Genomic DNA, 25,706 nt, shown 5'->3' with positions numbered 1-25,706 from the left:
ATTTTTTCAACGCCCCCGTCTCCCGGCGATTTGGGGCGGGAGTCTGCCATGAGTTTTGAAACCTTTGGCCAGCCGTTGCTGACCTTTCCCGATGCAGAAAAAAGTCCCCTAAGTATTCGCGCCAAGGCGCTGGTGTTCGTCGATCCACGCTCGCGCCAGTTGCGCGAGGAAATGGCCCAGCTCGCACCGCGCTCGATCTCGGTGTTGATTCGCGGCGAGACCGGCACCGGCAAGGAATTGCTCGCCCGCCACATCCACCGCGCCAGTGATCGCAGCGGCTTGTTTGTCTCGGTCAATTGCGGGGCGATCAGCCCGACCTACGCCGATGCCGAATTGTTCGGCTACGCCGCCGGCAGCTACAGCGGCTCGGCCAGCAGTCGCGCCGGCTGGTTCGGTTCGGCCAACGGCGGCACCTTGTACCTGGACGAGATCGGCGACCTGCCGCTGCCGATCCAGATCAAGTTGCTTTCCGCCCTGGAAAACCACGAAGTCACCCGCGTCGGTGCGCATCAACCGAGCCCGGTGGACGTGCGCCTGGTAGCGGCGACCAGCATCGATCTGGCGCAAGCGGTGGCGGCAGGGAAATTCCACGAGCGGCTTTATCACTATCTCAGCGAAGGCCATCTGGAACTGCCAGCGTTGCGCGCGCGGGTCGGCGACATTCTGTCGTTGGCCGAGTACTTCCTCGGCATTTACAGCCAGCGCCTGGACCTGCCGGTGCCGCTGATCAGCGAGGCGGCGCAACAGGTGCTGGAGCAACACAGCTGGCCGGGCAACACCCGGGAGCTGGAAAACGTCATTCATTTTGCGCTGCTGGTGAGCACCGGCGACGAAATCCTGCCGGAGCACCTGAACCTGCCCGAGGTGTCTGGGCCGCTGGTTCAGATCGAACGTCAGGTGGCGAGCGTCAGCCTCAACGGCACCGTCGACGAACGTAAGGCATTGAAAGAATTGCTGTTGAGCCTGAGCGAGGCGTTGTAACCATTTTGTTCAACATGAACAAAATGGAATATGAAGCTGAATAAACGTTATTGTCCGGGAATAAAAAATCCCGGTATTGTCCGCTTCACGCCAGCAGTAGCACATCGCTGGCACACGTATTAATGCCGTCGTCGATGACGACCGTGATTTTCGATAAGGACACTGCATGAAAAAGGTTCTGTTGTTTACCGCATTGGCGGCTGCTCTGACTGCTTCCCTGGCCCAGGCCGGCGAGAAACTGGTGATTGCTGCGACGCCGGTACCGCACGCCGAGATCCTCGAACTGATCAAACCGACCCTCGCCAAAGAAGGCGTGGATCTGGAAATCAAGGTCTTCACCGACTACGTACAGCCGAACGTACAGGTGGGCGAGAAGCGTCTGGACGCCAACTACTTCCAGACCAAGCCTTACCTGGACAGCTTCAACGCCGGCAAATACAAGGACGACAAGGCCAAGTACCTGGTGACCGTGCAAGGTGTTCACGTTGAACCGTTCGGTGGCTACTCGAGCAAATACAAGACCCTGGCCGAACTGCCGGACGGCGCCACCATCGCCATTCCGAACGAAGGCAGCAACAGCGGTCGCGCACTGATCCTGCTGCAGAAAGCCGGCCTGATCGAACTGAAAGATCCGAAGAACGCCCTGGCGACTCCAAAAGACATCGCCAAGAACCCGCACAACTTCAAGTTCAAGGAACTGGAGTCGGCCCTGCTGCCGCGCGTTCTGAAAGAAGTCGACCTGGACATGATCAACACCAACTACGCGCTGGAAGCCAAGCTGAACCCGACCAAGGACGCCCTGGTGATCGAAGGTGCTGATTCGCCTTACGTGAACTTCCTGGTTGCCCGTGAAGACAACAAGAACAGCGACGCCATCAAGAAACTGGCCGCTGCCCTGACCAGCCCTGAAGTCAAAGCGTTCATCGAGAAGAAGTACAACGGCGCGGTACTGCCGGCGTTCTGATCCGACGCAACAGCAACCCCCTTCAAGGTTGAAAAAAACGCCGATGACCAGTGATGGTCATCGGCGTTTTTTATTGCGTGTGGCTGACTCAGGCAGCGCTGGTTTTCAGCGCCCTGCGCAAAGCCACCAGCCATTTCACGAAATCCTGCGGGTCCGGTCGCTGCGGCACTTTTACGTCCATGTTCTCTTCCTTGTTATGGGGTTGGCCGGGGGAGTCTGGCCAAAAGCTGTTCGTCCTTGGAGGGCTTTTACGAAAAAAAGATCCGTCCTACAGCGAAAGGAAAAATAGCCTTCTTATTCTGTCGGGGCAAACCCGCAGGATAGTTTTTTGCGTGATATCAATATGCTTTAACGGTATTTAAATTCTTTTTCTTATACCTTTAAAGTCGGTGCCTGCCGGACAGTTACCCGCTGTCCATGGACTGCACCACCGTCGCTTACCGAGCGGCGTCAGGATGTTTCATGACCTTCGATTACGCATTTATCCTCAGCACCCTGCCGGCGTTTCTCAAGGCCGTGGGCGTGACGCTGCAGGTCGGTTTGATCGCCATTGGCACCTCGCTGCTGGTGGCGCTGCTCAATGCAACGATTCTGGTGTTCCGCACGCCCTACCTGCAAAAACTGGTCGGGCTGTATGTGGAACTGGCACGCAACACGCCGCTGCTGATCCAGCTGTTCTTCGTCTACTTCGCGTTGCCGGCCCTGGGGATCAAGGTTTCCGGCTTCAGCGCCGCGATCATCACCATGACGTTTCTCGGCGGGGCCTACCTCACCGAAGTGCTGCGCGCCGGTGTCGATGCGGTGCCTCAGGCGCAGCTTGAATCGGGCCGCTCAATCGGCCTGTCCCACGGTCAGTTGCTGCGTTACGTGATCCTGCCGCAAGCGGGGATCCTCAGCCTGCCGTCGCTGTTCGCCAATTTCATTTTCCTGCTCAAGGAGACCACCGTGGTCTCGGCAGTGGCGGTGCCGGAAATTCTCTACACCACCAAAAGCTACATCGCGCTCTACTACAAAACCTACGAAATGCTCGCCGTGCTGACGCTGATCTGCGTGCTGCTGTTCTTGCCGCTTTCGCTGCTGTTGAGCCGTCTGGAAAGGAGGCTCCAGCATGGCCAGTTCGGGTCTTGAACTGCTCTGGGTGTCGTTGCCGCAACTGGCCAAAGGCGCCGGGCAAACCCTGTCGATCTCGTTCCTCAGTATCGCCATCAGCACCGTCGGCGGCGTGCTCTACGGCGTGCTGCGCACGCTCAACGTGACGTGGCTGAACGCGCTGCTGCGAATCTATCTGGAGCTGTTCCGGGCGATCCCGGTGCTGGTCTGGTTGTACCTGCTGTTTTTCGGCCTGCCGATTTTCTTCGGCCTGAGCCTGCCGAGCTTCTGGTGCGCGGTGCTGGTGCTGTCGCTGTGGGGCGCCAGCGAGGTCGGCGAAGTGGCGCGCGGTGCGTTGCATTCGTTGCCGCGCGGGCAGCGTGAGGCGGGGCTGTCGATCGGTCTGAACGCGGCGCAGCTCTACGGTTACGTGCTTTTGCCCCAGGCGCTGAAACGCATGACGCCGCCGACCATCAACGTCTACACGCGGATCATCAAGACCAGTTCGCTGGCGGTGCTGATCGGCGTTGTCGATGTGATCAAGGTCGGCCAGCAGATCATCGAGCGCACCTACGAATCGGTGCTGATCTACGGCGCGCTGTTCCTGTTTTTCTTTTTCATCTGCTACCCGCTGTCGGCCGCTTCGCGCGTGCTGGAGCGGCGCTGGACGCAAGCATGAGCGCATTGATCGAGTTTCAGGGTTTCAACAAATTCTTCGGCGAACAGCAGGTGCTCAAGGGCATCGACCTGCAAGTGAAATCCGGCGAAGTCATCGTCATCCTCGGCCCCAGCGGCTGCGGCAAAAGCACCTTGCTGCGCTGCCTCAACGGTCTGGAAACCGCCCACAGCGGTCACCTGAAGTTCGCCGGCCGTGAATTGCTGGACAAGGCCACCGACTGGCGCGAAGTGCGTCAGCAGATTGGCATGGTGTTCCAGAGTTATCACCTGTTTCCGCACATGAGCGTGCTCGACAATTTGCTGCTCGGCCCGCTGAAAGTGCAGAAGCGCGAACGCCGCGAAGCACAGCAACAAGCCGAAGCGTTGCTCGCGCGCGTCGGCCTGGCGGACAAGCGCGACGCCTTCCCGCGCCAGCTCTCCGGCGGCCAGCAGCAACGCATCGCCATCGTCCGTTCGTTGTGCATGAACCCGCGGGTCATGCTCTTCGACGAAGTCACTGCCGCCCTTGATCCGGAGATGGTCAAGGAAGTGCTGGAAGTGATTCAGGGCCTGGCCCGCGAAGGCATGACCCTGTTGATCGTCACCCACGAAATGGCCTTCGCCCGCGCGGTGGCCGATCGCATCGTGTTCATGGATGGCGGGCGCATCCTTGAGCAGAACCCGCCCGAGCTTTTCTTTACGAACCCGCAAACCGCACGCGCGCAGCAGTTCCTGGAGAAGTTCTCCTACGTCGAAGCGCTGACTTCAACGACTTCGCCCACAACGTCTCAAACCAAGGAACTGGAACTGCCATGAAAACTGCCAAAGCCTTATTTGCTTTACCGCTGATCAGCCTTGCGTTGCTGGCCGGCTGCAACAAGACCGAAGAACCGGCCAAGCCGAAAGTCGCCAGCGAAAGCACCGCGCCGGCCGGTTACCTGGACAAGATCAAGGCCCGCGACAAACTGATCGTCGGCGTGTTCACCGACAAACCGCCGTTCGGTTTCGTTAACGAAGCGGGGCGTTACGTCGGCTTCGATACCGACATCGGCCGTCAATTCGCCAAGGATCTGCTGGGCGATGAAAACAAGGTCGAGTTCGTGGCCGTGGAACCGGCGAGTCGCATTCCGTTCCTGCAAAGCGACAAGGTCGACCTGATCCTCGCCAACATGACCGTGACTCCGGAGCGCAAGGAAGCGGTGGAATTCACCAACCCGAACCTCAAGGTCGCGGTGCAGGCGCTGGTGCCCCAAGGCAGCGAGGTGAAAAAGCTGGATGACCTGGCGACCCGCACCACCATCGTCACCACCGGCACCACCGCCGATATCTGGCTGACCAAGAACCACCCGGACTGGAAACTGCTGAAGTTCGAGAAAAACTCCGAGTCCCTGCAAGCCCTGGCCAACGGCCGTGGCGATGCCTACGCGCAGGACAATCTGGTGCTGTTCAGCTGGGCCAAGCAGAACCCGGGCTACCGCGTGCTGGACGAAAAACTTGGCGCCGAAGCGCCGATTGCCCCGGCGGTGAAGAAGGGCAATATCGAATTGCGCGATTGGGTGAATACGGAGCTGGCCAAGCTTGGGGAAGAGAAATACCTGCTCAAGCTGTATGACCAATACGTGCGCAAAGAGCTGAGCGATGACACCAAGCCAGAGAGCGTGATTGTCGAAGGCGGGAAGTGGCAGGGCTGATTGCCTGACAGGTCGGCGGTGAGGATGCAGAGCAACCCCTCACCCCAGCCCTCCCGAAACGTCGGACCGCCCGGAGGGAGAGGGAGCCGACCGAGGTGTTTTGAGAGTTACATCGACCTGAGACACCGAGTCGATTATGGATTCACAGAAGCACTTTCAGGTCGGCGTAACTCTTGAGCTTTCCCCAATCGGTTCCCTCTCCCTCCGGGAGAGGGTTAGGGTGAGGGGCTCTCCAACTGACACACCTAATCAGGCCAATTCCACGCCGGCTCATCCAGAACACTCTGCCCGACGATCCCCGTCTGGCCGAGGGTTTTTTCCAGCACGATGCAATTGCATTCCGGGTCTTCCTGCAACGCCGAAATCAATCGCCGGGCATGGGACACCACCCACACCTGACACTGCTCCGACACCCGGATAATCAAGCGCGCCAGCGCCGGCAGCAGATCCGGATGCAGGCTGGTTTCCGGTTCGTTCAGCACCATCAGCGACGGCGGGCGTGGCGTCAGGAGCGCGGCGACCAGCAGCAGATAGCGCAACGTGCCATCCGACAGTTCCGCCGCCGACAACGGCCGCAGCAATCCTTCCTGAAAGAACTCGATAGCGAAGCGTCCGCCTGCCAGCGGCGCAATGTTCAGCCGTGCGCCGGGAAACGCATCGCTGATCGCCGCCTGCAACGCCTCGGGATCGCCGATCTCGCGGATGGTCTGCAACGCAGCCGCCAGATCGCGGCCATCGTGATGCAGCACCGGCGTGCGCGTGCCCAGTTGCGGCTGGCGCACCGGGGCGTCGGCGTCGCTGCGAAAGTGATCGTAGAAGCGCCAGCGGCGGATGAACTCGCGCATCTGGAACACTTCCGGCGAGGTACGCAGGCTGCCGACCTGATCGAACAGGCTGTCGAAGTTCGGCGTGTATTGCGCCAGAACATCCCAGCCACGACCTTCACGGGCTCGGATCATCGGCCCGTCGCGATCCACCAGCAGACTGGCCGGACGATAGAGCGGTCCGGCCCAGATGCATTCTTTTTTGATTTCCGGGTCGAGGGAAAAGTACGAGAGGCTTGGCTCCGGTAATCCCAGGGCGATCGAATAGCTGAAGTCCTCCCCGGCAAAGCCCAGGCGCAGGCGTTTCACACCTTGGCGCACGGTGGACTGGATCGGCACCTCGCCGTTGCGCATGCGCCGGCTGATGGTTTCCGGTCCGGCCCAGAAGGTCGAGTCGAGACCACCCTCACGGGCCAGCGCATTGACCACGCCGCCCTGAGCGGTTTCCGCCAGCAGCCGCAGCGCCCGATAAAGGTTGGACTTGCCGCTGCCGTTGGGGCCGGTGATCAGGTTCAGACGGCCCAGCGGAATCACCAATTTATTGATCGAGCGGTAATTGGCCACCGCGAGGGTCTTGAGCATGAAAATCCTTCTTGGGTGCCCCGAAATCCGGATCAGGATACTCGCTGCACAGAAATGCATATATCGCCCGGACGAAGGTTGAACCCTGTTCTAAGCTCACAGTCGTATCGTCACTTGCACGTTCGTACACAGGAAGGAGTCTGCATGGCGAGTCCCGGATTGAAAACAGCGGTCATGCTGAGTCTGTTCGCTTTATTGAGCGCCTGCGGCGAGAAAAAGGCCCCTGCGGAATACCTGCCCCGGGTCTTCGTGCAGGAGGTGAACCCCGCCAATTACGCCGCCGCCGTGACCCTCACCGGCGATGTTCAGGCACGGGTGCAGACCGAACTGTCGTTCCGGGTCGGCGGCAAGATCATCCAGCGCATGGTCGATGTCGGTGATCGTGTCTCGGCCAAACAAGTGCTGGCCAAGCTCGATCCGAAGGATTTGCAGACCAACGTCGATTCCGCCCAGGCTCAGGTAGTGGCCGAGCAGGCGCGGGTCAAACAGAGCGCCGCGGCGTTCGTCCGCCAGCAGAAACTGTTGCCCAAGGGCTACACCAGCCAGAGCGAATACGATTCCGCGCAGGCCGCCTTGCGCAGCAGCCAGAGTGCCTTGAGCGCAGCGCAGGCGCAGTTGGCCAACGCCAAGGATCAATTGAGCTATACCGCGCTGATCGCCGATGCGCCGGGCGTCATCACTGAGCGTCAGGCCGAAGTCGGTCAGGTGGTTCAGGCCACGGCGCCGATATTCAGCCTGGCCCGTGACGGCGACCGCGACGCCGTGTTCAACGTTTATGAATCCCTGCTGGCCGAACGGCCGGCGGAGCGTTCGATTGTCGTCAGCCTGCTCGACAACCCCGCCATCAAGACCACCGGCACCGTGCGCGAAATCACCCCGGCGGTGTCCGCGCAGTCCGGCACGGTGCAGGTCAAAGTCAGCCTCGACAGCCTGCCGCAAGGGATGCAACTGGGCTCGGTGGTGAGCGCCACGGCCAAGGGCACCGGCAAGTCGGCCGTTGAATTGCCATGGTCGGCGCTGACCAAGAACGTCAGCGATCCGGCCGTGTGGATGGTCGACGACAAAGGCGAAGCGCAGTTGCACAACGTCACCGTCAGCCGCTATCTGATCGGCAAGGTCATCATCAGCGAGGGCCTCAAGGGCGGGGAAAAAGTCATTGTCGCGGGTGGGCAGTTGCTGCATCCGGGCATGAAGGTCGAAATTGCCGAAAACACCTACAAGGATCTGCAACCGGGAGCACAGCCATGAAGCGTCTGGGGCTGTTATCCATTGGCGTGTTGCTCGCCGCCTGCTCGAAAAGCGAGCCACCGCCGGAGCCGGTACGGCCGGTGTTGTCGGTCAAGGTCGAAGCGATGAGCGAGGAAAACCTCGGGCGTTTCGCCGGCAGCATTCAGGCACGCTATGAAAGCAACACCGGTTTTCGTGTCGGCGGGCGCATTGCCAGCCGTAACGTCGACGTCGGTACCGAGGTGCAGAAGGGCACGCTGCTCGCTACCCTCGATCCGACCGACCAGCAGAACCAGTTGCGTTCGGCCCAGGGCGACCTGGCCAGGGTTCAGGCACAGCTGATCAACGCCCAGGCCAATGCCCGCCGTCAGCAAGCGCTGTTCGACCGTGGTGTCGGCGCGCAGGCGCAACTGGACATTGCCATGACGGACCTGAAAACCACCCAGGCTTCGCTGGATCAGGCGCGCGCGGCGGTCAACCAGAGCAAGGATCAACTCGATTACACCCAGCTACGCTCCGACCACAAGGCAGTGGTCACCGCGTGGAACGCCGAGGCCGGGCAGGTGGTGACGGCGGGCCAGCAAGTGGTGACCCTGGCGCAACCGGACATCAAGGAAGCGGTGATCGATCTGCCGGACACCCTGGTCGATGAGATACCTCCTGACGTGGTGTTTCTGGTGGCCGGGCAGCTCGACCCGAGCATCAACTCCACGGCCACCCTGCGCGAGATCGAACCCCAGGCACAAAGTGCGACGCGCACCCGCCGCGCACGGTTGACCCTGGCCAATACGCCCGACGGCTTTCGCCTCGGCACCGCGATCAGCGTCACCCTCAGCTCGGCGATCAAGCCGCGTATCGAATTGCCCGTCACCGCGTTGCAGGAGGTCGACGGAAAAGCGCGGATCTGGGTCATCGACACCCAGAGCAAAACCGTCAACCCGCGCGACGTCAGCGTGATCAGCCGCACCGATAGCAGCGTTGTACTTGCGGGGGGCGTGAAGAACGGCGAGCGTGTGGTCAGCGCCGGCGTCAACAGTCTCAAACCCGGACAATCCGTGAAACTTGACGAGGACAGTCAATGAAAGGCTCTTTCAATCTCTCCGAATGGGCCCTCAAGCATCAGTCTTTCGTCTGGTATCTGATGTTCGTCGCATTGCTCATGGGGGTGTTCTCCTACTTCAATCTGGGGCGCGAGGAAGACCCGTCGTTCACCATCAAGACCATGGTGATCCAGACCAAATGGCCGGGCGCGACCCAGGAAGAAACCCTCAAGCAGGTCACCGACCGCATCGAGAAAAAGCTCGAAGAACTCGATTCCCTCGACTACGTGAAAAGCTACACGCGCCCCGGCGAATCGACGGTATACGTGTACCTGCGCGACACCACCAGCGCCAAGGACATTCCGGAAATCTGGTACCAGGTGCGCAAGAAGATCGACGATATTCGCGGGCAGTTTCCTCAAGGCATTCAGGGGCCGGGATTCAACGACGAATTCGGTGATGTTTTCGGCTCGGTCTACGCCTTCACCGCCGACGGCCTGACCATGCGCCAGTTGCGCGATTACGTGGAACAGGCGCGGGCGGAGATCCGCAATGTGCCGGGGCTGGGCAAGATCGAAATGATCGGCCAGCAGGACGAAGTGATTTACCTGAACTTCTCCACCCGCAAACTGGCGGCGCTGGGCATCGATCAGCGCCAGGTGGTGCAGAGCCTGCAATCGCAGAACGCCGTGACCCCGGCCGGTGTCATCGAGGCGGGGCCTGAGCGGATTTCCGTGCGGACTTCGGGGCAGTTCGCTTCGGAGAAAGACCTGGCCGAGGTCAATCTCAAGCTCAACGACCGCTTCTATCGTCTGGCGGATATCGCCGACATCACTCGTGGTTACACTGATCCGGCGACGCCGGAATTCCGTTTCGACGGCAAACCGGCGATTGGGCTGGCGATTGCCATGCAGAAGGGCGGCAACGTCCAAGAGTTTGGCAAGGCCCTGCATAAACGCATCGATGAACTGACGGCGGATCTGCCGGTTGGCGTGGGTGTGCACACAGTGTCCGATCAGGCCGTGGTGGTGGAGGAGGCCGTCGGCGGCTTCACCAGTGCCTTGTTCGAAGCGGTGGTGATCGTGCTGGTGGTCAGCTTCATCAGCCTCGGCGTGCGCGCCGGGCTGGTGGTGGCGTGCTCGATCCCGCTGGTGCTGGCGATGGTGTTCGTGTTCATGGAGTACAGCGGCATCACCATGCAGCGGATTTCCCTCGGTGCTCTGATCATTGCCCTCGGCCTGTTGGTGGACGATGCGATGATCACCGTGGAAATGATGGTCACGCGCCTGGAAATGGGCGAGAGCAAGGAGGAGGCCGCGACGTTCGCCTACACCTCGACCGCGTTCCCGATGCTCACCGGTACGCTGGTGACGGTCGCCGGTTTCGTCCCCATCGGGCTCAACGCCAGTTCTGCCGGCGAGTACACCTACACGCTGTTCGCGGTGATTGCCGTGGCGATGATCGTGTCCTGGATTGTGGCGGTGTTCTTCGCCCCGGTGATCGGCGTGCACATTCTCAGTACCAACGTGAAAGCCCATGAAGCCGAACCGGGGCGCGTTGGCCGCGCATTCAACGGCGGTTTGCTGTGGTGCATGCGCAATCGCTGGTGGGCCATCGGCATCACCGTGCTGTTGTTTGTGCTGGCGGTGTTCTGCATGCGTTTTGTGCAGAATCAGTTCTTCCCGTCCTCGGATCGACCGGAAATCCTGGTCGACCTCAACCTGCCGCAAAACGCCTCGATCGACGAGACCCGCAAGGCCGTCGACAAGCTCGAGGCCACGCTCAAGGGCGACGCGGACATCGTGCGCTGGAGCACCTACATCGGTCAGGGTGCGATCCGTTTCTACCTGCCACTCGACCAGCAATTGCAGAACCCGTACTACGCGCAACTGGTGATCGTCAGCAAAGACTTCGAAGCCCGCGAGGCCCTGAGCCAGCGCCTGCGCGAACGGCTGCACAAGGACTTCGTCGGCATCGGCAGTTACGTGCAGGCGCTGGAAATGGGCCCGCCGGTGGGGCGTCCGATCCAGTACCGGATCAGCGGCAAGGACATCGACCAGGTGCGCAAACACGCCATCGACCTGGCGACTGAACTGGACAGGAACGAGCACATCGGCGAGATCATTTACGACTGGAACGAGCCGGGCAAGGTCCTGCGAATCGACATCGCCCAGGACAAGGCGCGCCAGCTCGGGCTGTCGTCCGAGGACGTGGCGAACCTGATGAACAGCATCGTCAGTGGCGCGCCGCTGACCCAGGTCAACGACGACATCTACCTGATCAATGTGGTCGGTCGCGCGGTGAGTTCGGAACGCGGTACGCCAGAAACCCTGCAGAACCTGCAGATCGTCACGCCCAACGGCACGTCGATTCCGCTGCTGGCCTTCGCCACGGTTCGTTATGAGCTGGAGCAGCCGCTGGTGTGGCGTCGTGATCGCCTTCCGACCATCACCATCAAGGCGTCGGTGCGTGACGAGATTCAGCCGACCGATCTGGTGAAACTGTTGAAGCCGTCCATCGACGCGTTCGCCGAAAAACTGCCCGTTGGCTACAAGGTCGCCACCGGCGGTACGGTCGAGGAGAGTGGCAAGGCCCAAGGGCCGATTGCGAAAGTGCTGCCGTTGATGCTGTTTTTGATGGCGACTTTCCTGATGATCCAGCTGCACAGCGTGCAGAAGCTGTTCCTGGTGGCCAGTGTCGCGCCGCTTGGGCTGATCGGCGTGGTGCTGGCGCTGGTGCCGACCGGTACGCCGATGGGCTTCGTGGCAATCCTCGGGATCCTGGCGCTGATCGGCATCATCATCCGCAACTCGGTGATCCTCGTGACCCAGATCGACGAGTTCGAGCGCAAAGGCTACGCGCCGTGGGATGCGGTGGTGGAAGCCACCGAGCACCGACGTCGCCCGATCCTGCTCACCGCCGCGGCGGCGAGCATGGGCATGATCCCGATCGCCCGGGAAGTGTTCTGGGGGCCGATGGCCTACGCGATGATCGGCGGGATCGTGATTGCGACCCTGCTGACGCTGCTGTTTCTGCCAGCGCTGTACGTGGCCTGGTACAAGATTCGCGAGCCGAAGAAGGACGCTTCGCCATCGGCACAGTGAGTACGCCTGTTACATATTTGCGAAGGGCCTGACTTACAGCGTCGGCGTATTCGGTTAACGTCCCTCCTCCTTTAGGAGAAGGGACGTCTGATGCTTACCGTTACCTGCTGGCTGCGCGCGCTATTGCTGATTGCCGGTTTATGCCTGTCGTCCCTGTCCTGGGCCGACACATTATTGGAAAACTCGTTGTGGCACGTGCAACTCGATCCGGCAACGCTGGCTGTCCGTGTCACGCCTGCAAACGATGCGACGGTGCAGGTCTCGGCGGGCGTTGCCGCACATAAGGTCAGCCACTTGATCAGGCGTAGTGATCGCATCGATTGGCAATGGGATGACGGGGCCTGGATCCTCAGCGCGAGCCTGGATCAACATGATCTGTCCTTCTCGATCACCGCGCGTGAACCCGCGGAACTGGAATTTCTTCGTCAGCCCGCCAGCGTGATGGGCAAGGGACTGATCTGGCCCCTGGCCGAGGGGCACTATGTGCCGCGTGGCGATCCGGTGTGGCAGGAATTCCTTTTGAGTCAGGGCGAATTCAATACCACTCAGGATCTGAGCCTGCCGCTCTGGGGTGTTGAGCATGACGGATTCAGCCTGCATTGGCTGATGACCAATCCCTTCAACAATCGGCTGTTGTTCAGTGCCCAAAGCGAGGCTTTGGCACTTTCCGCCCGGCATCGCTTCACCTCACTCGATCCGTCCGCACCATTGACGTTCACGCTGTTCCTCGGGGCGGACGACCTGTTGGCTGGTGCCAAACGCTACCGGCAATGGCTGATCGATAACGGTCGCTATGAAACTCTGAGCAGCAAATTCGAGAAAACGCCTCAGGCGAAGCGGCTGCTGGGTGCCAATCATCTGTACCTTTGGGGCAACGATCTGCTGGGGGCCAAAGATGTGCGCAGTTGGCCCGTGCTGCTTGACACCTTGCGCGGTGGTGGCTCGCTGGCCAGTGGGCTGAAAGCGGGAATGGATCGTGAGGCGTTGCAGATCCTTGCCATTGGCGGGGAGTTGAACGGTTATCAGAAAAAAGTGCTGTTGCGCGGTCTCAACCACGCCCTGAATACCCTGGCGCGCAAGACCTGGCAGGCCCGGGCCGTACCGGACATGCAGGCTCTGGTCAGAGGTTACGCTGATGTACGCGCACAAGTGGCAGCCGACCTCGGTGAGGCGCTGATGCCCGAACCCGAACGCTGGGGCAGCACCTTGTCACTGGATACGATCAAGCAATTACAGAACGCCGGGCTGTCCCGTTTGTGGTTGGGACTGGGTGAAGGCTGGGAGGGTGGCCTCTGGCACCCCGAGACGATCAAGGCCGGCGTGGCGGCGGGTTATCTGATCGCGCCGTACGATTCCTATGAGACGGCGCTGAGCCGCAGCGAGAACCCTGACTGGACCACGGCACATCTGGGGGACAAGGCGAATCTTGAGTGCGCAATCGTGAAGGGCGACGGAACGTTGAAAAGCGGTTTCCAGCAATCTGGGCATTACACCGACCCCCGTTGCGTGCGACCGCTGCTTGAGCAGCGCGTCGAAGCGATTCGCGACGCCGCCGGTTTCAACAGCTGGTTTCTCGATGCCTATGCCACCGGCATGCTGTTCGACAGCTACCGTCCCGGAGCAACGATGACCCAGGCACAAAATGCCGAAGGCAACATCGGCGCATCACGCTGGATCAATGAAGTATTGAAACTGCCCACCGGTTCAGAAGATGGCAACGCAACGACCGCGCAAGGCGTGCTGTTCGCCCATGGCATGCAGACACCAGTGATCGGTTGGGGTGACGTCGAAATGAGCAAGAACACCAAGTCCAGGTATTTTGCAGGCAAGTAGTATCCGCCGGAGCAGCCAGAGGTTTTCTTCAAACCTGTGCCGATCAAAGAGTCGTTGCGGCGTATTCACTTTGATCCGGCCAGCCGTTTGCCGCTGTACCAAGCGGTTTTTCATGGCTCGGTGATCACGTCCCACCATTGGCTGTTCGATAGCCTGAAATTGACCAACGTTCGGGCGGACAACGAGCTCGCTCAGCTTCTCTACAACGTTGCGCCGCTGTATCACCTCAGTGTCGATACGCTTGCGCAGCGATTGCCGCAGATTGCCCGTCAGGATGCGTTCTTCCGGCCTTTGCATGAGCGTCTGGCAACTCAGGCGCTCACCGGTTTCGAATGGTTGAGCGCGGACCGGCTGGTTCAGCAGACATCCTTTGAAGACGGCACGCGATTGCTGGCCAATTTTGATGTGCAGGCGCGTGAGGTGCAGGGGCTGACATTGCCCGCACGGAGCATCACTGTGCGCTCGCCCGAGCAAGCGCCAGCTTACTTTCAGGTTGAGACGGGGCCCTGAGTCTCAGGTCTTGCGCCAGACACTCGCCAGCCAGGGCTGCTGCTCACGCGGCAGCCCCGCCGGCCGGTAGTAGTGCTCCAGCTCGACGAACCCGGCAGCGGTCAACAATCCGCGCCACGCTTGCAGGTCGTGATACGAGCCATAACGCAGCCCGTTCCAGCCCTCACGGTTATCCCCGCGCGGATTGGAACTGAACAGCACGCCGCCCGGTTTCAATGTCTCGTGCAGCTGTTTCAAGACCCGGGGCAATTCCTGCAACGGCACATGAAACAGCACCGCATTGGCGAAGATCCCGTCGAAGCGTTCTGCCGGCAGATCCAGTTTCAGAAAGTCCTGGCACCACACTTCACAGCCACTGTCTTCTCGCGCCATCTGCGCGAATTTCTCCGCGCCGTCGAGGCCGACGGCGACGTGTCCCATCCGGGTGAATGTCTGCAAATCGCGCCCCGGCCCGCAGCCGAAATCGAGGATGGAAAACGGCGCCTCAGCCTGGATGTGCCGCAACAGGGCGTCGATGTTCTGGCTGACATCGTGATCGCGGGTGCCTTCACGAAAGTCCTCGGCCACCGAGTTGTAGTGGCCGAGGGTGGTAGAGGTGATCTGTTCCAGATCGGTGGGGGTCTGCTTCATGGTCGAACTGCGCCGGCAAAGGATTTTGCCGACTATACGCCATGCCATTCAGCGCTTGTTCAACCCCCGCGCCAGGCGATCGCCGCCCAGTTGAATCAGCGCCACGAGTGCCACCAGCAACACGATCACGGTCAGCATGATCTGGCTGTCGAAGCGCTGATAGCCATAGCGATAGGCGATGTCGCCCAGACCGCCGGCGCCAATCGCTCCGGCCATGGCCGAGGAGTTGATCATCGTCACCAGGGTGATGGTGAAACCGCCGACGATCCCCGGCAGCGCCTCGGGCAACAGCACATGCCAGACGATGTGCCAGCGCCGGCAGCCCATGGCCTGCGCGGCTTCGATCAGGCCGTAGTCGACTTCACGCAGGCTCACTTCGGCGATCCGCGCAAAGAACGGCGTGGCCGCGATGGTCAAGGGCACGACGGCTGCCCACACGCCGTAGGTGGTGCCGACGATCAAACGGGTGAACGGAATCAGGGCGACCATCAGAATCAGGAACGGGATCGAACGAAACAGGTTCACGAATGCACCCAACGCGCGATTGAGCACCGGTGCTTCGTAGATCCCGCCCTTGTCGCTGGTGACCAGAATCACTGCCATCGGAATACCCGCCAGCAGCGCGATCAGCGACGACACGCCGACCATCAGAAACGTGTCGATAAAACCCTGCAGCAAGCGATCAAACCACATAACCCAGCACCTCCGTGCGTTGTGCCCACTGGTTGGCACGCTGACGCAATTCCTCGGCGTTCAGCTTTGAGCCCGCCACTGCCAGCAACAGTTGCCCGAGTGCATGGCCCTGAATCCGTTCCACGCCGCCCTGGAGCAATTTCACCCGGCCACCGAGCGCGGCGAACAGTGCGGCCAGATCCGGCTCATCCTGCTGGCTACCGGTGAACTGCAAACGCAGCACCACGGCCGCGTCCGCCGACGAAGGCTGTGCCTGCAAACGGCTTTGCAATTCTTCGGGCAAGGCGTGTTGCAACGGTGCGAGCAGCGTCTGGCTAACCTCGTGCTGTGGGTTGCCGAACACTTCCCAGACCGGGCCTTGCTCGACGATGCGGCCATGTTCGAGCACGACGACGCGGTCGCAGATTTCCCGGATCACCGCCATCTCGTGAGTGATCAGCACGATGGTCAGGCCAAGGCGTTTGTTGATCTCGCGCAGCAGGCCGAGGATCGACTGAGTGGTTTCCGGATCGAGGGCCGAAGTGGCTTCGTCACACAGCAGAATGTCCGGGTCATGCACCAGCGCGCGGGCGATGCCGACACGTTGTTTCTGGCCACCGGAAAGCTGCGCCGGATACGCCTTGTGCTTGGCTTGCAGGCCCACCAGTTCCAGCAGTTCGCGAACCTTTTTCTCCCGTTGCTCTTTCGGGACGCCGGCAACTTTCAGTGGCAGTTCGACGTTCTGCCACACCGTTTTCGCCGACATCAGGTTGAAGTGCTGGAAGATCATGCCGATCCGCCGACGCAGGGCGACCAGGCGATCCTCGTCGTACTCGCCGATGTCCACCTGATCGATCAGCACCCGGCCCGAGGTCGGTTGTTCGAGGCGGTTGATGGTGCGGATCAGCGACGACTTGCCGGCGCCGCTGCGGCCGATGATGCCGAACACTTCACCGCGCTGGATCGCCAGGTCGATGCCTTGCAGGGCGGCGACCGGGCCTTGTTTGCCGTCGTAGGTCTTACCGAGCCCGACGAAACGCACATGAGCACGATTCAGTTCCGGATGCAGTTCGGTGCGCTGTGCCAGCGCGGGTGGCTCTGGAAGATCCAGTCGCCGTTGGATGGCCGCGGTCATCCTCAGCTTTCCCAACCGGCCTGGTACAGCTTGCCGTGAGCCTTATCCAGCGCAGCGCGTACGGCTGGCGAATGTTGGTAAATGTCGACGAACTTGATCAGGCGCGGGTCGGTTTTGCTTTTGGGCTGGATCACGAACTGGATCACGTATTCCTTGTGGTCGAGGCCGTCGAACAGCAACGCGGAGCCCGCATCGAAGGTCTTCGCCAGACGGATGTAGGCCGGATAGCCCTGGACCAGATCGGCGTCATCGTAGGCGCGCACCAGTTGCACGGCTTCGACTTGCAGGATCTTGATCTTCTTCGGATTGGCGACGATGTCGTCTTCGGTGGCCTTGTAGCCGACGCCCGGTTTCAGGGTGATCAGACCGGCCTTGGCCAGCAGTTGCAGACCGCGTCCGCTGTTGATCGGGTCGTTGGCAATGGCGACGCTGGCGCCTTCCGGCAGCTCGTCGAAGCTTTTGTATTTCTTCGAGTACAGGCCGACGTTGTTGATGATCCCCGGGGCGAATGGCACCAGGTCGAAACCGGAGGCGGCCTTGGCATTTTCCAGGAACGGGATGTGCTGGAAGTAGTTCACGTCGATGTCACCGGCGGCGAGGCTGACGTTCGGCGCGATCCAGTCGGTGAATTCCACCAGCTCGACTTTCAGGCCTTGTTTGGAGGCCTCTTCGACGGCCGCTTCCAGCGGAATCGCGAAGGCGGCGGTGGTGCCGATTTTCAACGGAGCATCGGCGGCGAACACCGCCGAGCTGAACAGGCCGAAGGCCAGGGCCAGTGCTTTGACTGGGTGGGACAGGATTTTCTTGGTCATGGTGGTTTTCCAGTCAGTTAATTTAGCCTGATCGCTCCCACGCTCCGCGTGGGAGCGCGCCTCAATGGACGCTCTGCGTCCGCTGTCGGGACGCAGAGCGTCCCAGGCTGCATTCCCACGCGGACGGTTCGACGCCTCGACGTGGGAACGATCAGTGCAAGGGTTAGTGTCGGTAGTGGGCGCCGCTGTGTTGCTGCGGCAGATGCGCTTCGCCATGAAACAGTTTTTCCCGCAGGCTGCCGCTGTCGTATGCGGTCTTGTACGAGCCGCGTCGTTGCAGCTCCGGAATCACCAGATCGATGAAATCCACATAGCTTTCCGGGGTGACGATGCGGGTCAGGTTGAAGCCGTCGAGGCCGGTTTCGGCGATCCACGATTCCAGTTCATCCGCCACTTGCTGCGGCGAACCGACCACGGTGATGTAGCGCCCGCCGAGGGCGTGCTGGTCGAGTAATTTGCGGCGGGTCCAGTCGTTGTTCTGCAAGTTCTTGGTGGCGGACTGGATCGCGTTGCTCTTCACGTACTGGATCGGCTCGTCGATTTCGTACTGGGAAAAATCGATCCCGGTGGAGGCCGAAAAATGCGCCACGCCCGCTTCGGCGCTCGCGTAGCTCAGGTATTCGGCATGCTTGGCCCAGGCCGCTTCCTCGGTCTCGCCGACGATCACGTTGAGGCCCATGAACACCTTGATGTCCTCGGGATTGCGACCCGCTTCGACAGCGCTGGCGCGGACCTTGTCCACCTGCACCTTGGTCGACGGCTTGTTCTGGCCGCTGATGAACACGCACTCGGCATGTCGCCCGGCGAACAGCAGACCGCGCTCCGAACTGCCGGCCTGGAACAGCACCGGCGTACGCTGCGGCGACGGTTCGCACAGGTGATAACCCTCGACCTGATAGAACTCGCCCTTGTGTTCGACCTTGTGCACCTTGTCCGGCTGCGCGTAGATCCGCTGCTGTGGATCGTTGAGCACCGCACCGTTTTCCCAGCTGCCTTCCCAGAGTTTGTAGAGCACTTCGAGGTACTCGTCGGCCTGGTCGTAACGCCGGTCGTGCTCGACCTGTTCGCTCAGGCCCATGGCCTTGGCGGCGCTGTCCAGGTAACCGGTGACGATGTTCCAGCCCACCCGTCCACGGCTCAGATGATCGAGCGTCGACATGCGTCGGGCGAACAGATACGGCGGCTCGTAGGTGAGGTTGGCGGTCAGGCCGAAACCGAGGTTTTTGGTCACCGCGGACATCGCCGATACCAGCAACAGCGGATCGTTGACCGGCAGCTGGATCGACTCTTTCAGGGTGACGTCCACCGAGTTCTGATAGACGTCGTACACGCCGACGATGTCAGCGATGAACAGCCCGTCGAACAGCCCGCGCTCCAGCAACTTCGCCAGCTCGGTCCAGTATTCAATAGTCTTGTATTGGGTCGAGGTGTCCCGTGGATGGGTCCACAACCCGTGGTTGATGTGGCCGATGCAGTTCATGTTGAACGCATTGAGCAGGATCTTTTTCTTGCTCATCAGATGGTCCCTCGCAGCGGAGGGTTTTCATCGTTGAGGTAGTAATTGCCGATCGCGTGATACTTCCAGCGCACCGGGTCATGCAGGGTGTGCACCCGGGCGTTGCGCCAGTGGCGGTCAAGGCCGTGCTCGATCAGGGTGGCCTGGCTGCCGGCCAGTTCGAACAGGGTGCTGCCGGCGGCCAGAGAGATTTCGGTGCTGATCGCCCGTGCTTCGGCGACGGCAATCGAGGCCGCTGCAACCGTCTCGGCGTTGGTCTCGGCCTGGGCAGCGTCGAGGAATTCGCCGGCACGTTCGAGCAGCGCTTCGGTGGCGTGCAGGCGGATGCTCAAGTGGCCGAAGCTCTTGAGAGTCAGTGGGTCTTCGGTGGCCTTGTCATTGCCCGAATCGATCCATGGCCTGGTCTTGCTGCGCACGAAGTGCAGCGCATCTTCGTAGGCGGCGCGGGCGATGCCGGTGTCGATGGCGGCGTGAAGGATCTGCGCCAACGGGCCTACCGGGGTCGGACGTTCGAAAGCGCTCTGGAACGGAATGACATCTTCGGCGGCGACATACACGTCTTCGAACACCACCGAACCGCTGCCGGTGGTGCGCTGGCCGAAGCCGCTCCAGTCGTCGATCACGGTCAGGCCTTTGCTGTCGCGCGGGACGAAGGCCAGTTGCTGCACGCCGTTTTCATCGACTACCGACGTTGGAATGCGTTGGGCGTAAATGGCACCGGTCGCATAAAACTTGCGGCCGTTGATGCGATAACCGCTGCCGTCGCGCTTGAGGCTGGTGACACGGTCATGGGCGGTCCTGGTGCCCAGTTCTGCCAGGGCATTGCCGAAGCGCTGGCCGGCGAGGACTTCGGCGTACAGGCGTTGTTTCTGCTCGTGGCTGCCGTTCACCCGAAGCACTTCAAGGGCATAGAAATGGTTCTGTGGAATCTGCCCCAGCGAGCCGTCGGCCCGAGCAATCAGGGCGATGACTTTGGCCAGGGTCACGTTGGACACGCCGGCGCCGCCGTATTCCTTGGGCACGCTGATGCCCCACAGGCCGGAGCGGGAAAACACGTCGAGTTCCGGCAGCGGCAGGCGGCGTTCGCGGTCGCGCAGGTTGCTGTCGCGCTGGAAGTCTTCGGCCAGGTCGCTGGCGACAATCAGGGCTTGCTCGTCGCTGGTGATGAGCGCGACGGGATGGGAAAGAGTCATGTGTTTCTCCAGAGATCTGGTCAAAAGTGTTCGGGTCGTCAGATCCAGGAATGGCGAGCCGGCAACTTGCCGTTGAGGCGATAGGCGCCGACCGCGTGGTACTTCCAGCGCACCGGGTCGTGCAAGGTGTGCACCCGGGCGTTGCGCCAGTGACGGTCGAGGTTGAATTCGGCGAGGGTGGCGCGGCTGCCGGCCAGTTCGAAGAGCTTTTCGCTGGCCAGCAGCGAGATCTCGGTGGTCAGCACCTTGGCTTCGGCCACGGCAATCGACGCGCGGGCGGCGGATTCGGCGGTCAGTGGCGCGGCGTGCACCTGATCCAGCACCTGCCCGGCCTTGCGCAACAGCGCTTCGGCAGCGTGCAGTTCGATTTTCAGTTTGCCGATGTCGGCGATCACGTAGAGGTCATCGCTGGCCCGTTCGACGTTGGCGTCGATCCACGGCCGGGCGCGAGTCTTGACGAATTCGATGGCGTCATCGATGGCGCCACGGGCGATCCCGGCGTCGATCGCCGCTTGAATCAGCTGCGACACCGCGCCCTGGGTGTTGGGCTTTTCGTTGATTTTCCAGTTGTCCACCACCAGGCCGGCATCGACCCGCACGTTGTTCAACAGGATCGTGCCGCTGGCGGTGGTGCGCTGGCCGAAACCGGACCAGTCATCGACGATGCGCAATCCCGGCGTGCCGCGCCGGACGAAGGCCAGGACTTGCTTGCCGTCATCGTTGAGCGCCTTGACCGCCACCCAGTGGGCGAACAGGGCGCCGGTGGAGTAGAACTTCTGGCCATTGATCACGTAGTCATCGCCGTCGGCGGTGATGCGCGCCTTCAGTTCCAGGGTGTCCTTGGTGCCGCGTTCAGGTCCGGCGTTACCGATGCGCCAGCCTTCGAGCACGCTCTGCAGCAGATGCTTTTTCTGCTGCTCGGTGGCGCTGCCGAGGATCAGGTTGATGATGCCGAACTGGTTCTGCGGGATTTGTCCCAGCGCCGGGTCGGCCGCGGAAATGATCGCGAACACCTCGGCCAGGGTGACGAAGGAAACCTGCGGGCCGCCGTACTCGCGCGGGATGGCAATGCTGCCGAGGCCACTGCGGGTGAACTGTTCGATTTCCGACCATGGCAGCTTGCGATGGCGATCACGTCTGGCGGCCTGCACGCGGGCGACCTGCGCCAGCTCATGGGCGGCCTTGATGGCTTGAGCATCGTTGCGCAGCACTTGTGCGGGCAACAACAGCGGGGCGATGTCCAGGTCACTCTGGACGTTTGCGTCTGCCAGACTGGACATCAGTGCCGCTCCTTGGCTGCACGCAATGCCCTGGCGATCTGCACTGGGGTGATTGTGTTCCGGACCATGCTACCTACCTCACATCTCATGAAAAACGCCGCAAAGGTGCGGCGAACGAAAGAATGTCCGGTGGTCCGGTTCATATACCCTAAGCGCGTATAAAATTTAAATAAACTAACTTTTAGGAATATGTATAGAAGGGGGCGTGGTCCGTCTGGTTAAGTTCGCGGCGGCGAGGGAGGACGCCTCTCGCCGAGCGAGGTGTGTCATTTTTTTCGCGACTCTGCTGCCTTCAGCGTTTCCTTGAGCGGCACCTTGAGGTAGGGATTCACGCAACCGATCTTCAGCGTTCGCGGCGGTGCCCAGCGCGAGTTGTTGCCGACCCGGTCGAGGATGCAATAGGTCACGTCCAGCCGCAGGTCCTCGCCGGCCTCGGTGATGATTGCCGGCGGCACCCAGACCTGAACCGGCTTGCCGATATCGGCCGGGGTGATGCGTGCCAGATCCATCCGTACATCGCCCCAGCGCAAGGTGATGGCATCGCCTTCGGCCATGTTCAGATACGGCTCAATGGTCAAAGGCACGCCGCGTCTGATCTGGTTCGCGTTGACCCCCTGGCGGCGAATGGTGTCGGGCAGCGCCACGGGGGCGAGTTGCTGGTTTTCATCACCGCATAGCGCTGGAGGCTGCCCGCCGGGGCAGTCGAGTTTCACCGTGACCCGCGCCGCTGCCGACAGTGATGGTCCGTGACCCACCCGCATGACCCGGTAGTGGATGCGTGACGAGCCGCTGGCGATAAAGCTTTCCGGCACTCGCAGGCTGACCGGGGCCGCGACGTCCTGCGCTGTCAGCAGGTGAGAGGCGACGTAGCAGTTGTTCCAGAACAGCTCGATCAGATCGCCGGTGTCCATGTCCGGGTAGGGCGGCACATCGACCAGCAGATGGGCCGCTGCCGCGAGGTTGATGCCGTTGGTTTGCGAGGGCGCCAGGCTCGGCGCGGCCAGTTCGGGGATGTGCGAAGTGCGGGTCATGAAGTCCTCTCCTTGAAGCCTTGCAGCGAAATCCGTTTCTGAAAGTTCAAATGGCGTGAATTGCCCGGTAATAAAAACAGGGTCGTTCGGCCATTCGTTATCGGGTCTAGGTAATGTTGTGGGGCGCGATGAGTGACTAGATAAAAGTTCGCCGAATGGCATGTCAACGGAGAGGATTAGTTAATTGAAGAATTACGGATTTATCAGAAGCTTCCTACGCGCATAAGGCACTCTACCTATTCTGCATAGCGAATCAGGCCACAGCTTTTGCCGGATTTTATTGTTCTGTCGCCGGTCGGCTTGTACAGCTGGAAATTTGCAGGGGGCGAATTTTAATCGCGGCGAGACTGTTGCAGGACATATATATGTAATGCAGTCACTTGATTAATTTTTTAATGGGGAGGGTGTAAGCGAAACTTCCATCCATGGAAGTTTGTATTCGGGAAAGTTAACGGATCAGCCGTTGTTTCTGAACTTGCTGAGGAACTGTCGAGTGCGTTCTTCTTTCGGATTGGCAAACAACGCTTTCGCTTCACCTTGTTCGACGATCACGCCTTTATCGAAAAACACCACGCGGTTGGCCACGTCACGGGCGAACGCCATTTCGTGGGTGACGATCACCATGGTGCGTTTCTCCTCGGCGAGGCCGCGGATGGTCGCCAGCACTTCACCCACCAGTTCCGGATCGAGGGCCGAGGTCGGCTCGTCGAACAGGATCACTTCCGGCTCCATCGCCAGCGCCCGGGCAATCGCCACGCGCTGTTGCTGGCCACCGGACAGGCGCCGTGGGTAGGCGTCTTCCTTGCCCGCCAGGCCGACCTTGGCCAGCAGCTTCTTGCCCAGGGCAATGGCTGCATCGCGGGGCGTCTTCTTGACCACGATCGGGCCTTCGATGACGTTTTCCAGAGCGGTGCGGTGCGGGAACAGGTTGAAGTTCTGGAACACGAAGCCCACATGCTGGCGCAGGTTGCGCACCAGGCTCTGCTGCTGGTTCAGCGGGCGGCTGGTATCGATCTCGATCTCGCCGACCTTGATCCGGCCGCTGGTGGGTTCCTCGAGGAAGTTCAGGCACCGCAGGAACGTGGTCTTGCCCGAGCCGCTGGGGCCGATGATTGCCACGACCTCGCCTTCCTTCACCTCCAGATCAATGCCGTTGAGCACGACTTGACCCTTGAACTGCTTTGTCAGTTTTTCCACGACAATCATGGGGTCAGGACTCCTGGTCGTGCCGATTAACCCGCTCTTCCAACTTGTTCTGGAAGTGCGACAGCACCGTGGCCAGAATCCAGTAGATCAACGCGGCGGCAAGATACATGGTGAAGACTTCGAAAGTCCGGGCGGTAATCAGTTGTGCCTGACGGAACAACTCCGGCACCTGGATGGTGGCGGCCAGTGCGGTGTCCTTGACCAGCGAAATGAAGCTGTTGCCCAGCGGCGGCAAGGCCGTGCGCATCGCCTGCGGCAGGATGGCCCGGCGCAGGGTCTGCGCGCGGGTCATGCCGATGCTCGCAGCGGCTTCCCACTGGCCGCGTTCGATCGAACCGATCGCGGACCGCAGGATTTCACAGGCGTAGGCGGCCATGTTCAGCGAGAAGCCGATCAGTGCCGCCGGCAGCGGGTCGAGTTCCATGCCCAATTGCGGCAAGCCGTAATAGATCACGAACAGTTGCACCAGCAACGGCGTGCCGCGAAAGAACGACACGTAGATGCGGGCCAGCCAGCTGACCGACTTGAAACGCGACAGGCGCATCAACGCCAGGCCAAAGCCCAGCAGCAGGCCGAAGAACATGCCGCCGAGGCTAAGGATTACCGTGTAGTACGCGCCCTTCAACAGGAAGGGCGCGGAGTCCAGTGCGAGTTGGAAAGCTTCTTCCATTATTGGGTGACGTCAGCGTTGAAGTATTTCGTGGACAGCTTCTCAAGAGTGCCGTCGGCACGCAGTTCGTCGAGGGCCTTGTTCACGGCGGCCAGCAGTTCAGGCTCGCCTTTGCGCAGGGCAACACCGGCTTCCTGACGCGAGAAGGCTTCACCGGCAGCGACGGTTTTCGGCGCTTTCTTGGCGTATTCCAGTGCTGCCAGACGGTCGATCAGAATCGCGTCGGTACGGCCGTTGTTCAGGTCGGCGAACTTGGTCGGATCATCGTCGTAGGTGCGCACGTCGGCACCCGGCACGTTGGCGCGGACCCATTGTTCGTAGTTGGTGCCCAGGCCTACGCCGACTTTCTTGCCGGACAGGTCAGCGGCGGACTTGATGTTCAGCGCAGCGGCCTTGTCTTTCAGCACCAGCGCCTGAATCCCGGAAACGGTGTACGGCTCGGAGAAGTCATACTTCTTCTTGCGCTCTTCGGAGATGGTCACTTGGTTGACCACCACGTCCAGACGCTTGGATTCGAGGGCCGCGAGGATGCCGTCCCATTTGGTCGGCTGAATCTTGGCCTTCACGCCCAGCTTCTTGGCCAGGGCTTCGGACAGCTCGACTTCGAAACCCGACAGTTTGCCGTCGGCATCGACGAAGCTGAACGGTGGGTAAGTGCCTTCCAGGCCGACGTTGATAACGCCCTTGTCCTTGATCTGTTGCAGTTGCTCACCGGCAACCGCCTGCCCCAGCAGACCGGCGCTCAGTGCCAGGCCCAGCGAACCTACCAGCAGATTTCGACGTAGTGCGGAAAGAATCATGACAAGCCCCTGTGTTTTCTTATGGAAGACGCTTAAGGAAAGTTGGCGAATCCGGGAATTGGACGACAGCGCTATCCTGCCTTAAAGCAGCTTATGCGTCTCTCGCGAAATTCGCCTGCGGCGAGACTATATGACGGTTTTTTTAGAATGGAAAATAATGAATTTTCCATTTGTTATTCTTGTGTGGAATATGTGTTTTTCGTATTTCGGTTGATCCCACACGCTGCGTGGGATCGCTTCAACGGCGGCAAGGGACGCG

General features: G+C 60.8%; 21 protein-coding genes and 1 pseudogene. 10 read left to right on the top strand and 12 right to left on the bottom strand.

Annotated features, from left to right (window positions below; all coding sequences use genetic code 11):
• The first annotated feature begins 48 nt into the window (after window positions 1-48).
• The 6 genes from AC07XZ_RS14470 (at window position 49) to AC07XZ_RS14445 (ending at window position 5,382) form a co-directional block, all read left to right on the top strand.
• A complete protein-coding gene (locus AC07XZ_RS14470; protein ID WP_085746316.1) occupies window positions 49-981 on the top strand; it encodes a sigma 54-interacting transcriptional regulator in 933 nt (310 codons plus the stop codon).
• Between the two features lie 166 nt (window positions 982-1,147).
• Window positions 1,148-1,945: a MetQ/NlpA family ABC transporter substrate-binding protein gene (locus AC07XZ_RS14465; protein WP_102687479.1), complete on the top strand. Its 798-nt coding sequence runs from the start codon at window positions 1,148-1,150 to the stop codon at window positions 1,943-1,945.
• A 462-nt stretch (window positions 1,946-2,407) separates the two neighbouring features.
• Complete coding sequence (locus tag AC07XZ_RS14460; protein ID WP_074689410.1) at window positions 2,408-3,073, top strand: amino acid ABC transporter permease; 666 nt, start codon at window positions 2,408-2,410, stop codon at window positions 3,071-3,073.
• On the top strand, window positions 3,054-3,713 hold the full coding sequence (locus AC07XZ_RS14455; protein WP_007952770.1) for an amino acid ABC transporter permease: 660 nt from the start codon (window positions 3,054-3,056) through the stop codon (window positions 3,711-3,713). The genes AC07XZ_RS14460 and AC07XZ_RS14455 overlap by 20 nt, the downstream gene beginning before the upstream one ends.
• Window positions 3,710-4,507, top strand: coding sequence for an amino acid ABC transporter ATP-binding protein (locus tag AC07XZ_RS14450; protein WP_064592683.1), 798 nt, complete (start codon window positions 3,710-3,712; stop codon window positions 4,505-4,507). The genes AC07XZ_RS14455 and AC07XZ_RS14450 overlap by 4 nt, the downstream gene beginning before the upstream one ends.
• Window positions 4,504-5,382 carry a transporter substrate-binding domain-containing protein gene (locus AC07XZ_RS14445; RefSeq protein WP_007952765.1) on the top strand — a complete coding sequence of 293 codons (879 nt, stop codon included), beginning with the start codon at window positions 4,504-4,506 and terminating at the stop codon, window positions 5,380-5,382. The genes AC07XZ_RS14450 and AC07XZ_RS14445 overlap by 4 nt, the downstream gene beginning before the upstream one ends.
• 245 nt (window positions 5,383-5,627) lie before the next feature.
• On the opposite strand, the gene AC07XZ_RS14440 is transcribed toward AC07XZ_RS14445, so the two are convergent.
• Entirely contained in the window at window positions 5,628-6,788 is a 1,161-nt protein-coding gene (locus AC07XZ_RS14440) for an AAA family ATPase (protein ID WP_102687480.1), read from the bottom strand.
• A gap of 144 nt (window positions 6,789-6,932) precedes the next feature.
• Between AC07XZ_RS14440 and AC07XZ_RS14435 the strand changes: the two genes are divergently transcribed.
• The 4 genes and pseudogenes from AC07XZ_RS14435 to AC07XZ_RS14420 all read left to right on the top strand — a co-directional run bounded on the left by AC07XZ_RS14435 (window position 6,933) and on the right by AC07XZ_RS14420 (window position 14,502).
• Complete coding sequence (locus AC07XZ_RS14435; protein WP_011331936.1) at window positions 6,933-8,036, top strand: efflux RND transporter periplasmic adaptor subunit; 1,104 nt, start codon at window positions 6,933-6,935, stop codon at window positions 8,034-8,036.
• Window positions 8,033-9,097 (top strand): efflux RND transporter periplasmic adaptor subunit, encoded by a 1,065-nt coding sequence (locus AC07XZ_RS14430; RefSeq protein ID WP_085746321.1) that lies wholly within the window; start codon window positions 8,033-8,035, stop codon window positions 9,095-9,097. The genes AC07XZ_RS14435 and AC07XZ_RS14430 overlap by 4 nt, the downstream gene beginning before the upstream one ends.
• On the top strand, window positions 9,094-12,159 hold the full coding sequence (locus AC07XZ_RS14425) for an efflux RND transporter permease subunit (RefSeq protein ID WP_102687481.1): 3,066 nt from the start codon (window positions 9,094-9,096) through the stop codon (window positions 12,157-12,159). The genes AC07XZ_RS14430 and AC07XZ_RS14425 overlap by 4 nt, the downstream gene beginning before the upstream one ends.
• Window positions 12,160-12,249: 90 nt before the next feature.
• Window positions 12,250-14,502 (top strand): annotated as a pseudogene (locus tag AC07XZ_RS14420) (glycoside hydrolase).
• 3 nt (window positions 14,503-14,505) lie between these two features.
• On the opposite strand, the gene AC07XZ_RS14415 reads toward AC07XZ_RS14420, so the two are convergent.
• From AC07XZ_RS14415 to tcyJ, 11 genes are all read right to left on the bottom strand, one after another.
• On the bottom strand, window positions 14,506-15,132 hold the full coding sequence (locus AC07XZ_RS14415; protein ID WP_102687482.1) for a class I SAM-dependent methyltransferase: 627 nt from the start codon (window positions 15,130-15,132) through the stop codon (window positions 14,506-14,508).
• Window positions 15,133-15,180: 48 nt separating this feature from the next.
• Window positions 15,181-15,825, bottom strand: a complete 645-nt coding sequence (locus tag AC07XZ_RS14410; protein WP_007952752.1) for a methionine ABC transporter permease — start codon at window positions 15,823-15,825, stop codon at window positions 15,181-15,183.
• Window positions 15,815-16,939 (bottom strand): methionine ABC transporter ATP-binding protein, encoded by a 1,125-nt coding sequence (locus AC07XZ_RS14405; RefSeq protein ID WP_102687483.1) that lies wholly within the window; start codon window positions 16,937-16,939, stop codon window positions 15,815-15,817. Before AC07XZ_RS14405 ends, AC07XZ_RS14410 begins: the two co-directional genes overlap by 11 nt.
• Window positions 16,940-16,941: 2 nt before the next feature.
• The gene (locus AC07XZ_RS14400; RefSeq protein ID WP_102687484.1) at window positions 16,942-17,751 is read right to left on the bottom strand and encodes a MetQ/NlpA family ABC transporter substrate-binding protein; all 810 of its coding nucleotides are present in this window, start codon (window positions 17,749-17,751) and stop codon (window positions 16,942-16,944) included.
• A gap of 163 nt (window positions 17,752-17,914) precedes the next feature.
• Complete coding sequence (locus AC07XZ_RS14395; RefSeq protein ID WP_102687485.1) at window positions 17,915-19,267, bottom strand: LLM class flavin-dependent oxidoreductase; 1,353 nt, start codon at window positions 19,265-19,267, stop codon at window positions 17,915-17,917.
• A complete protein-coding gene (locus tag AC07XZ_RS14390) occupies window positions 19,267-20,460 on the bottom strand; it encodes an SfnB family sulfur acquisition oxidoreductase (RefSeq protein WP_102687486.1) in 1,194 nt (397 codons plus the stop codon). The genes AC07XZ_RS14395 and AC07XZ_RS14390 overlap by 1 nt, the downstream gene beginning before the upstream one ends.
• 38 nt (window positions 20,461-20,498) lie before the next feature.
• Window positions 20,499-21,740 carry an SfnB family sulfur acquisition oxidoreductase gene (locus AC07XZ_RS14385; RefSeq protein ID WP_102687487.1) on the bottom strand — a complete coding sequence of 414 codons (1,242 nt, stop codon included), beginning with the start codon at window positions 21,738-21,740 and terminating at the stop codon, window positions 20,499-20,501.
• Between the two features lie 266 nt (window positions 21,741-22,006).
• Window positions 22,007-22,771, bottom strand: coding sequence for a hypothetical protein (locus AC07XZ_RS14380; protein WP_102687488.1), 765 nt, complete (start codon window positions 22,769-22,771; stop codon window positions 22,007-22,009).
• Between the two features lie 456 nt (window positions 22,772-23,227).
• Entirely contained in the window at window positions 23,228-23,977 is a 750-nt protein-coding gene (gene tcyN, locus AC07XZ_RS14375) for an L-cystine ABC transporter ATP-binding protein TcyN (protein WP_064382730.1), read from the bottom strand.
• Between the two features lie 4 nt (window positions 23,978-23,981).
• The gene (gene tcyL / locus AC07XZ_RS14370; protein ID WP_007952735.1) at window positions 23,982-24,647 is read right to left on the bottom strand and encodes a cystine ABC transporter permease; all 666 of its coding nucleotides are present in this window, start codon (window positions 24,645-24,647) and stop codon (window positions 23,982-23,984) included.
• A complete protein-coding gene (gene tcyJ, locus AC07XZ_RS14365; protein ID WP_102687489.1) occupies window positions 24,647-25,447 on the bottom strand; it encodes a cystine ABC transporter substrate-binding protein in 801 nt (266 codons plus the stop codon). Before tcyJ ends, tcyL begins: the two co-directional genes overlap by 1 nt.
• Between the last annotated feature and the right edge of the window lie 259 nt (window positions 25,448-25,706).

Source organism: Pseudomonas sp. GW458-11-26-14-LB4, assembly GCF_059423925.1.
Note: the sequence above shows the minus strand (reverse complement) of the source record. Positions and strands in the feature narration are given on the sequence as shown.

What these genes read in the sequence shown, in the direction of transcription:
- AC07XZ_RS14470 (WP_085746316.1), top strand. Translation starts at nt 49, where the DNA reads ATGAGTTTTGAAACCTTTGGCCAGCCGTTGCTGACCTTTCCCGATGCA.
- AC07XZ_RS14465 (WP_102687479.1), top strand. Translation starts at nt 1,148, where the DNA reads ATGAAAAAGGTTCTGTTGTTTACCGCATTGGCGGCTGCTCTGACTGCT.
- AC07XZ_RS14460 (WP_074689410.1), top strand. Translation starts at nt 2,408, where the DNA reads ATGACCTTCGATTACGCATTTATCCTCAGCACCCTGCCGGCGTTTCTC.
- AC07XZ_RS14455 (WP_007952770.1), top strand. Translation starts at nt 3,054, where the DNA reads ATGGCCAGTTCGGGTCTTGAACTGCTCTGGGTGTCGTTGCCGCAACTG.
- AC07XZ_RS14450 (WP_064592683.1), top strand. Translation starts at nt 3,710, where the DNA reads ATGAGCGCATTGATCGAGTTTCAGGGTTTCAACAAATTCTTCGGCGAA.
- AC07XZ_RS14445 (WP_007952765.1), top strand. Translation starts at nt 4,504, where the DNA reads ATGAAAACTGCCAAAGCCTTATTTGCTTTACCGCTGATCAGCCTTGCG.
- AC07XZ_RS14440 (WP_102687480.1), bottom strand. Translation starts at nt 6,788, where the DNA reads ATGCTCAAGACCCTCGCGGTGGCCAATTACCGCTCGATCAATAAATTG.
- AC07XZ_RS14435 (WP_011331936.1), top strand. Translation starts at nt 6,933, where the DNA reads ATGGCGAGTCCCGGATTGAAAACAGCGGTCATGCTGAGTCTGTTCGCT.
- AC07XZ_RS14430 (WP_085746321.1), top strand. Translation starts at nt 8,033, where the DNA reads ATGAAGCGTCTGGGGCTGTTATCCATTGGCGTGTTGCTCGCCGCCTGC.
- AC07XZ_RS14425 (WP_102687481.1), top strand. Translation starts at nt 9,094, where the DNA reads ATGAAAGGCTCTTTCAATCTCTCCGAATGGGCCCTCAAGCATCAGTCT.
- AC07XZ_RS14415 (WP_102687482.1), bottom strand. Translation starts at nt 15,132, where the DNA reads ATGAAGCAGACCCCCACCGATCTGGAACAGATCACCTCTACCACCCTC.
- AC07XZ_RS14410 (WP_007952752.1), bottom strand. Translation starts at nt 15,825, where the DNA reads ATGTGGTTTGATCGCTTGCTGCAGGGTTTTATCGACACGTTTCTGATG.
- AC07XZ_RS14405 (WP_102687483.1), bottom strand. Translation starts at nt 16,939, where the DNA reads ATGACCGCGGCCATCCAACGGCGACTGGATCTTCCAGAGCCACCCGCG.
- AC07XZ_RS14400 (WP_102687484.1), bottom strand. Translation starts at nt 17,751, where the DNA reads ATGACCAAGAAAATCCTGTCCCACCCAGTCAAAGCACTGGCCCTGGCC.
- AC07XZ_RS14395 (WP_102687485.1), bottom strand. Translation starts at nt 19,267, where the DNA reads ATGAGCAAGAAAAAGATCCTGCTCAATGCGTTCAACATGAACTGCATC.
- AC07XZ_RS14390 (WP_102687486.1), bottom strand. Translation starts at nt 20,460, where the DNA reads ATGACTCTTTCCCATCCCGTCGCGCTCATCACCAGCGACGAGCAAGCC.
- AC07XZ_RS14385 (WP_102687487.1), bottom strand. Translation starts at nt 21,740, where the DNA reads ATGTCCAGTCTGGCAGACGCAAACGTCCAGAGTGACCTGGACATCGCC.
- AC07XZ_RS14380 (WP_102687488.1), bottom strand. Translation starts at nt 22,771, where the DNA reads ATGACCCGCACTTCGCACATCCCCGAACTGGCCGCGCCGAGCCTGGCG.
- tcyN (WP_064382730.1), bottom strand. Translation starts at nt 23,977, where the DNA reads ATGATTGTCGTGGAAAAACTGACAAAGCAGTTCAAGGGTCAAGTCGTG.
- tcyL (WP_007952735.1), bottom strand. Translation starts at nt 24,647, where the DNA reads ATGGAAGAAGCTTTCCAACTCGCACTGGACTCCGCGCCCTTCCTGTTG.
- tcyJ (WP_102687489.1), bottom strand. Translation starts at nt 25,447, where the DNA reads ATGATTCTTTCCGCACTACGTCGAAATCTGCTGGTAGGTTCGCTGGGC.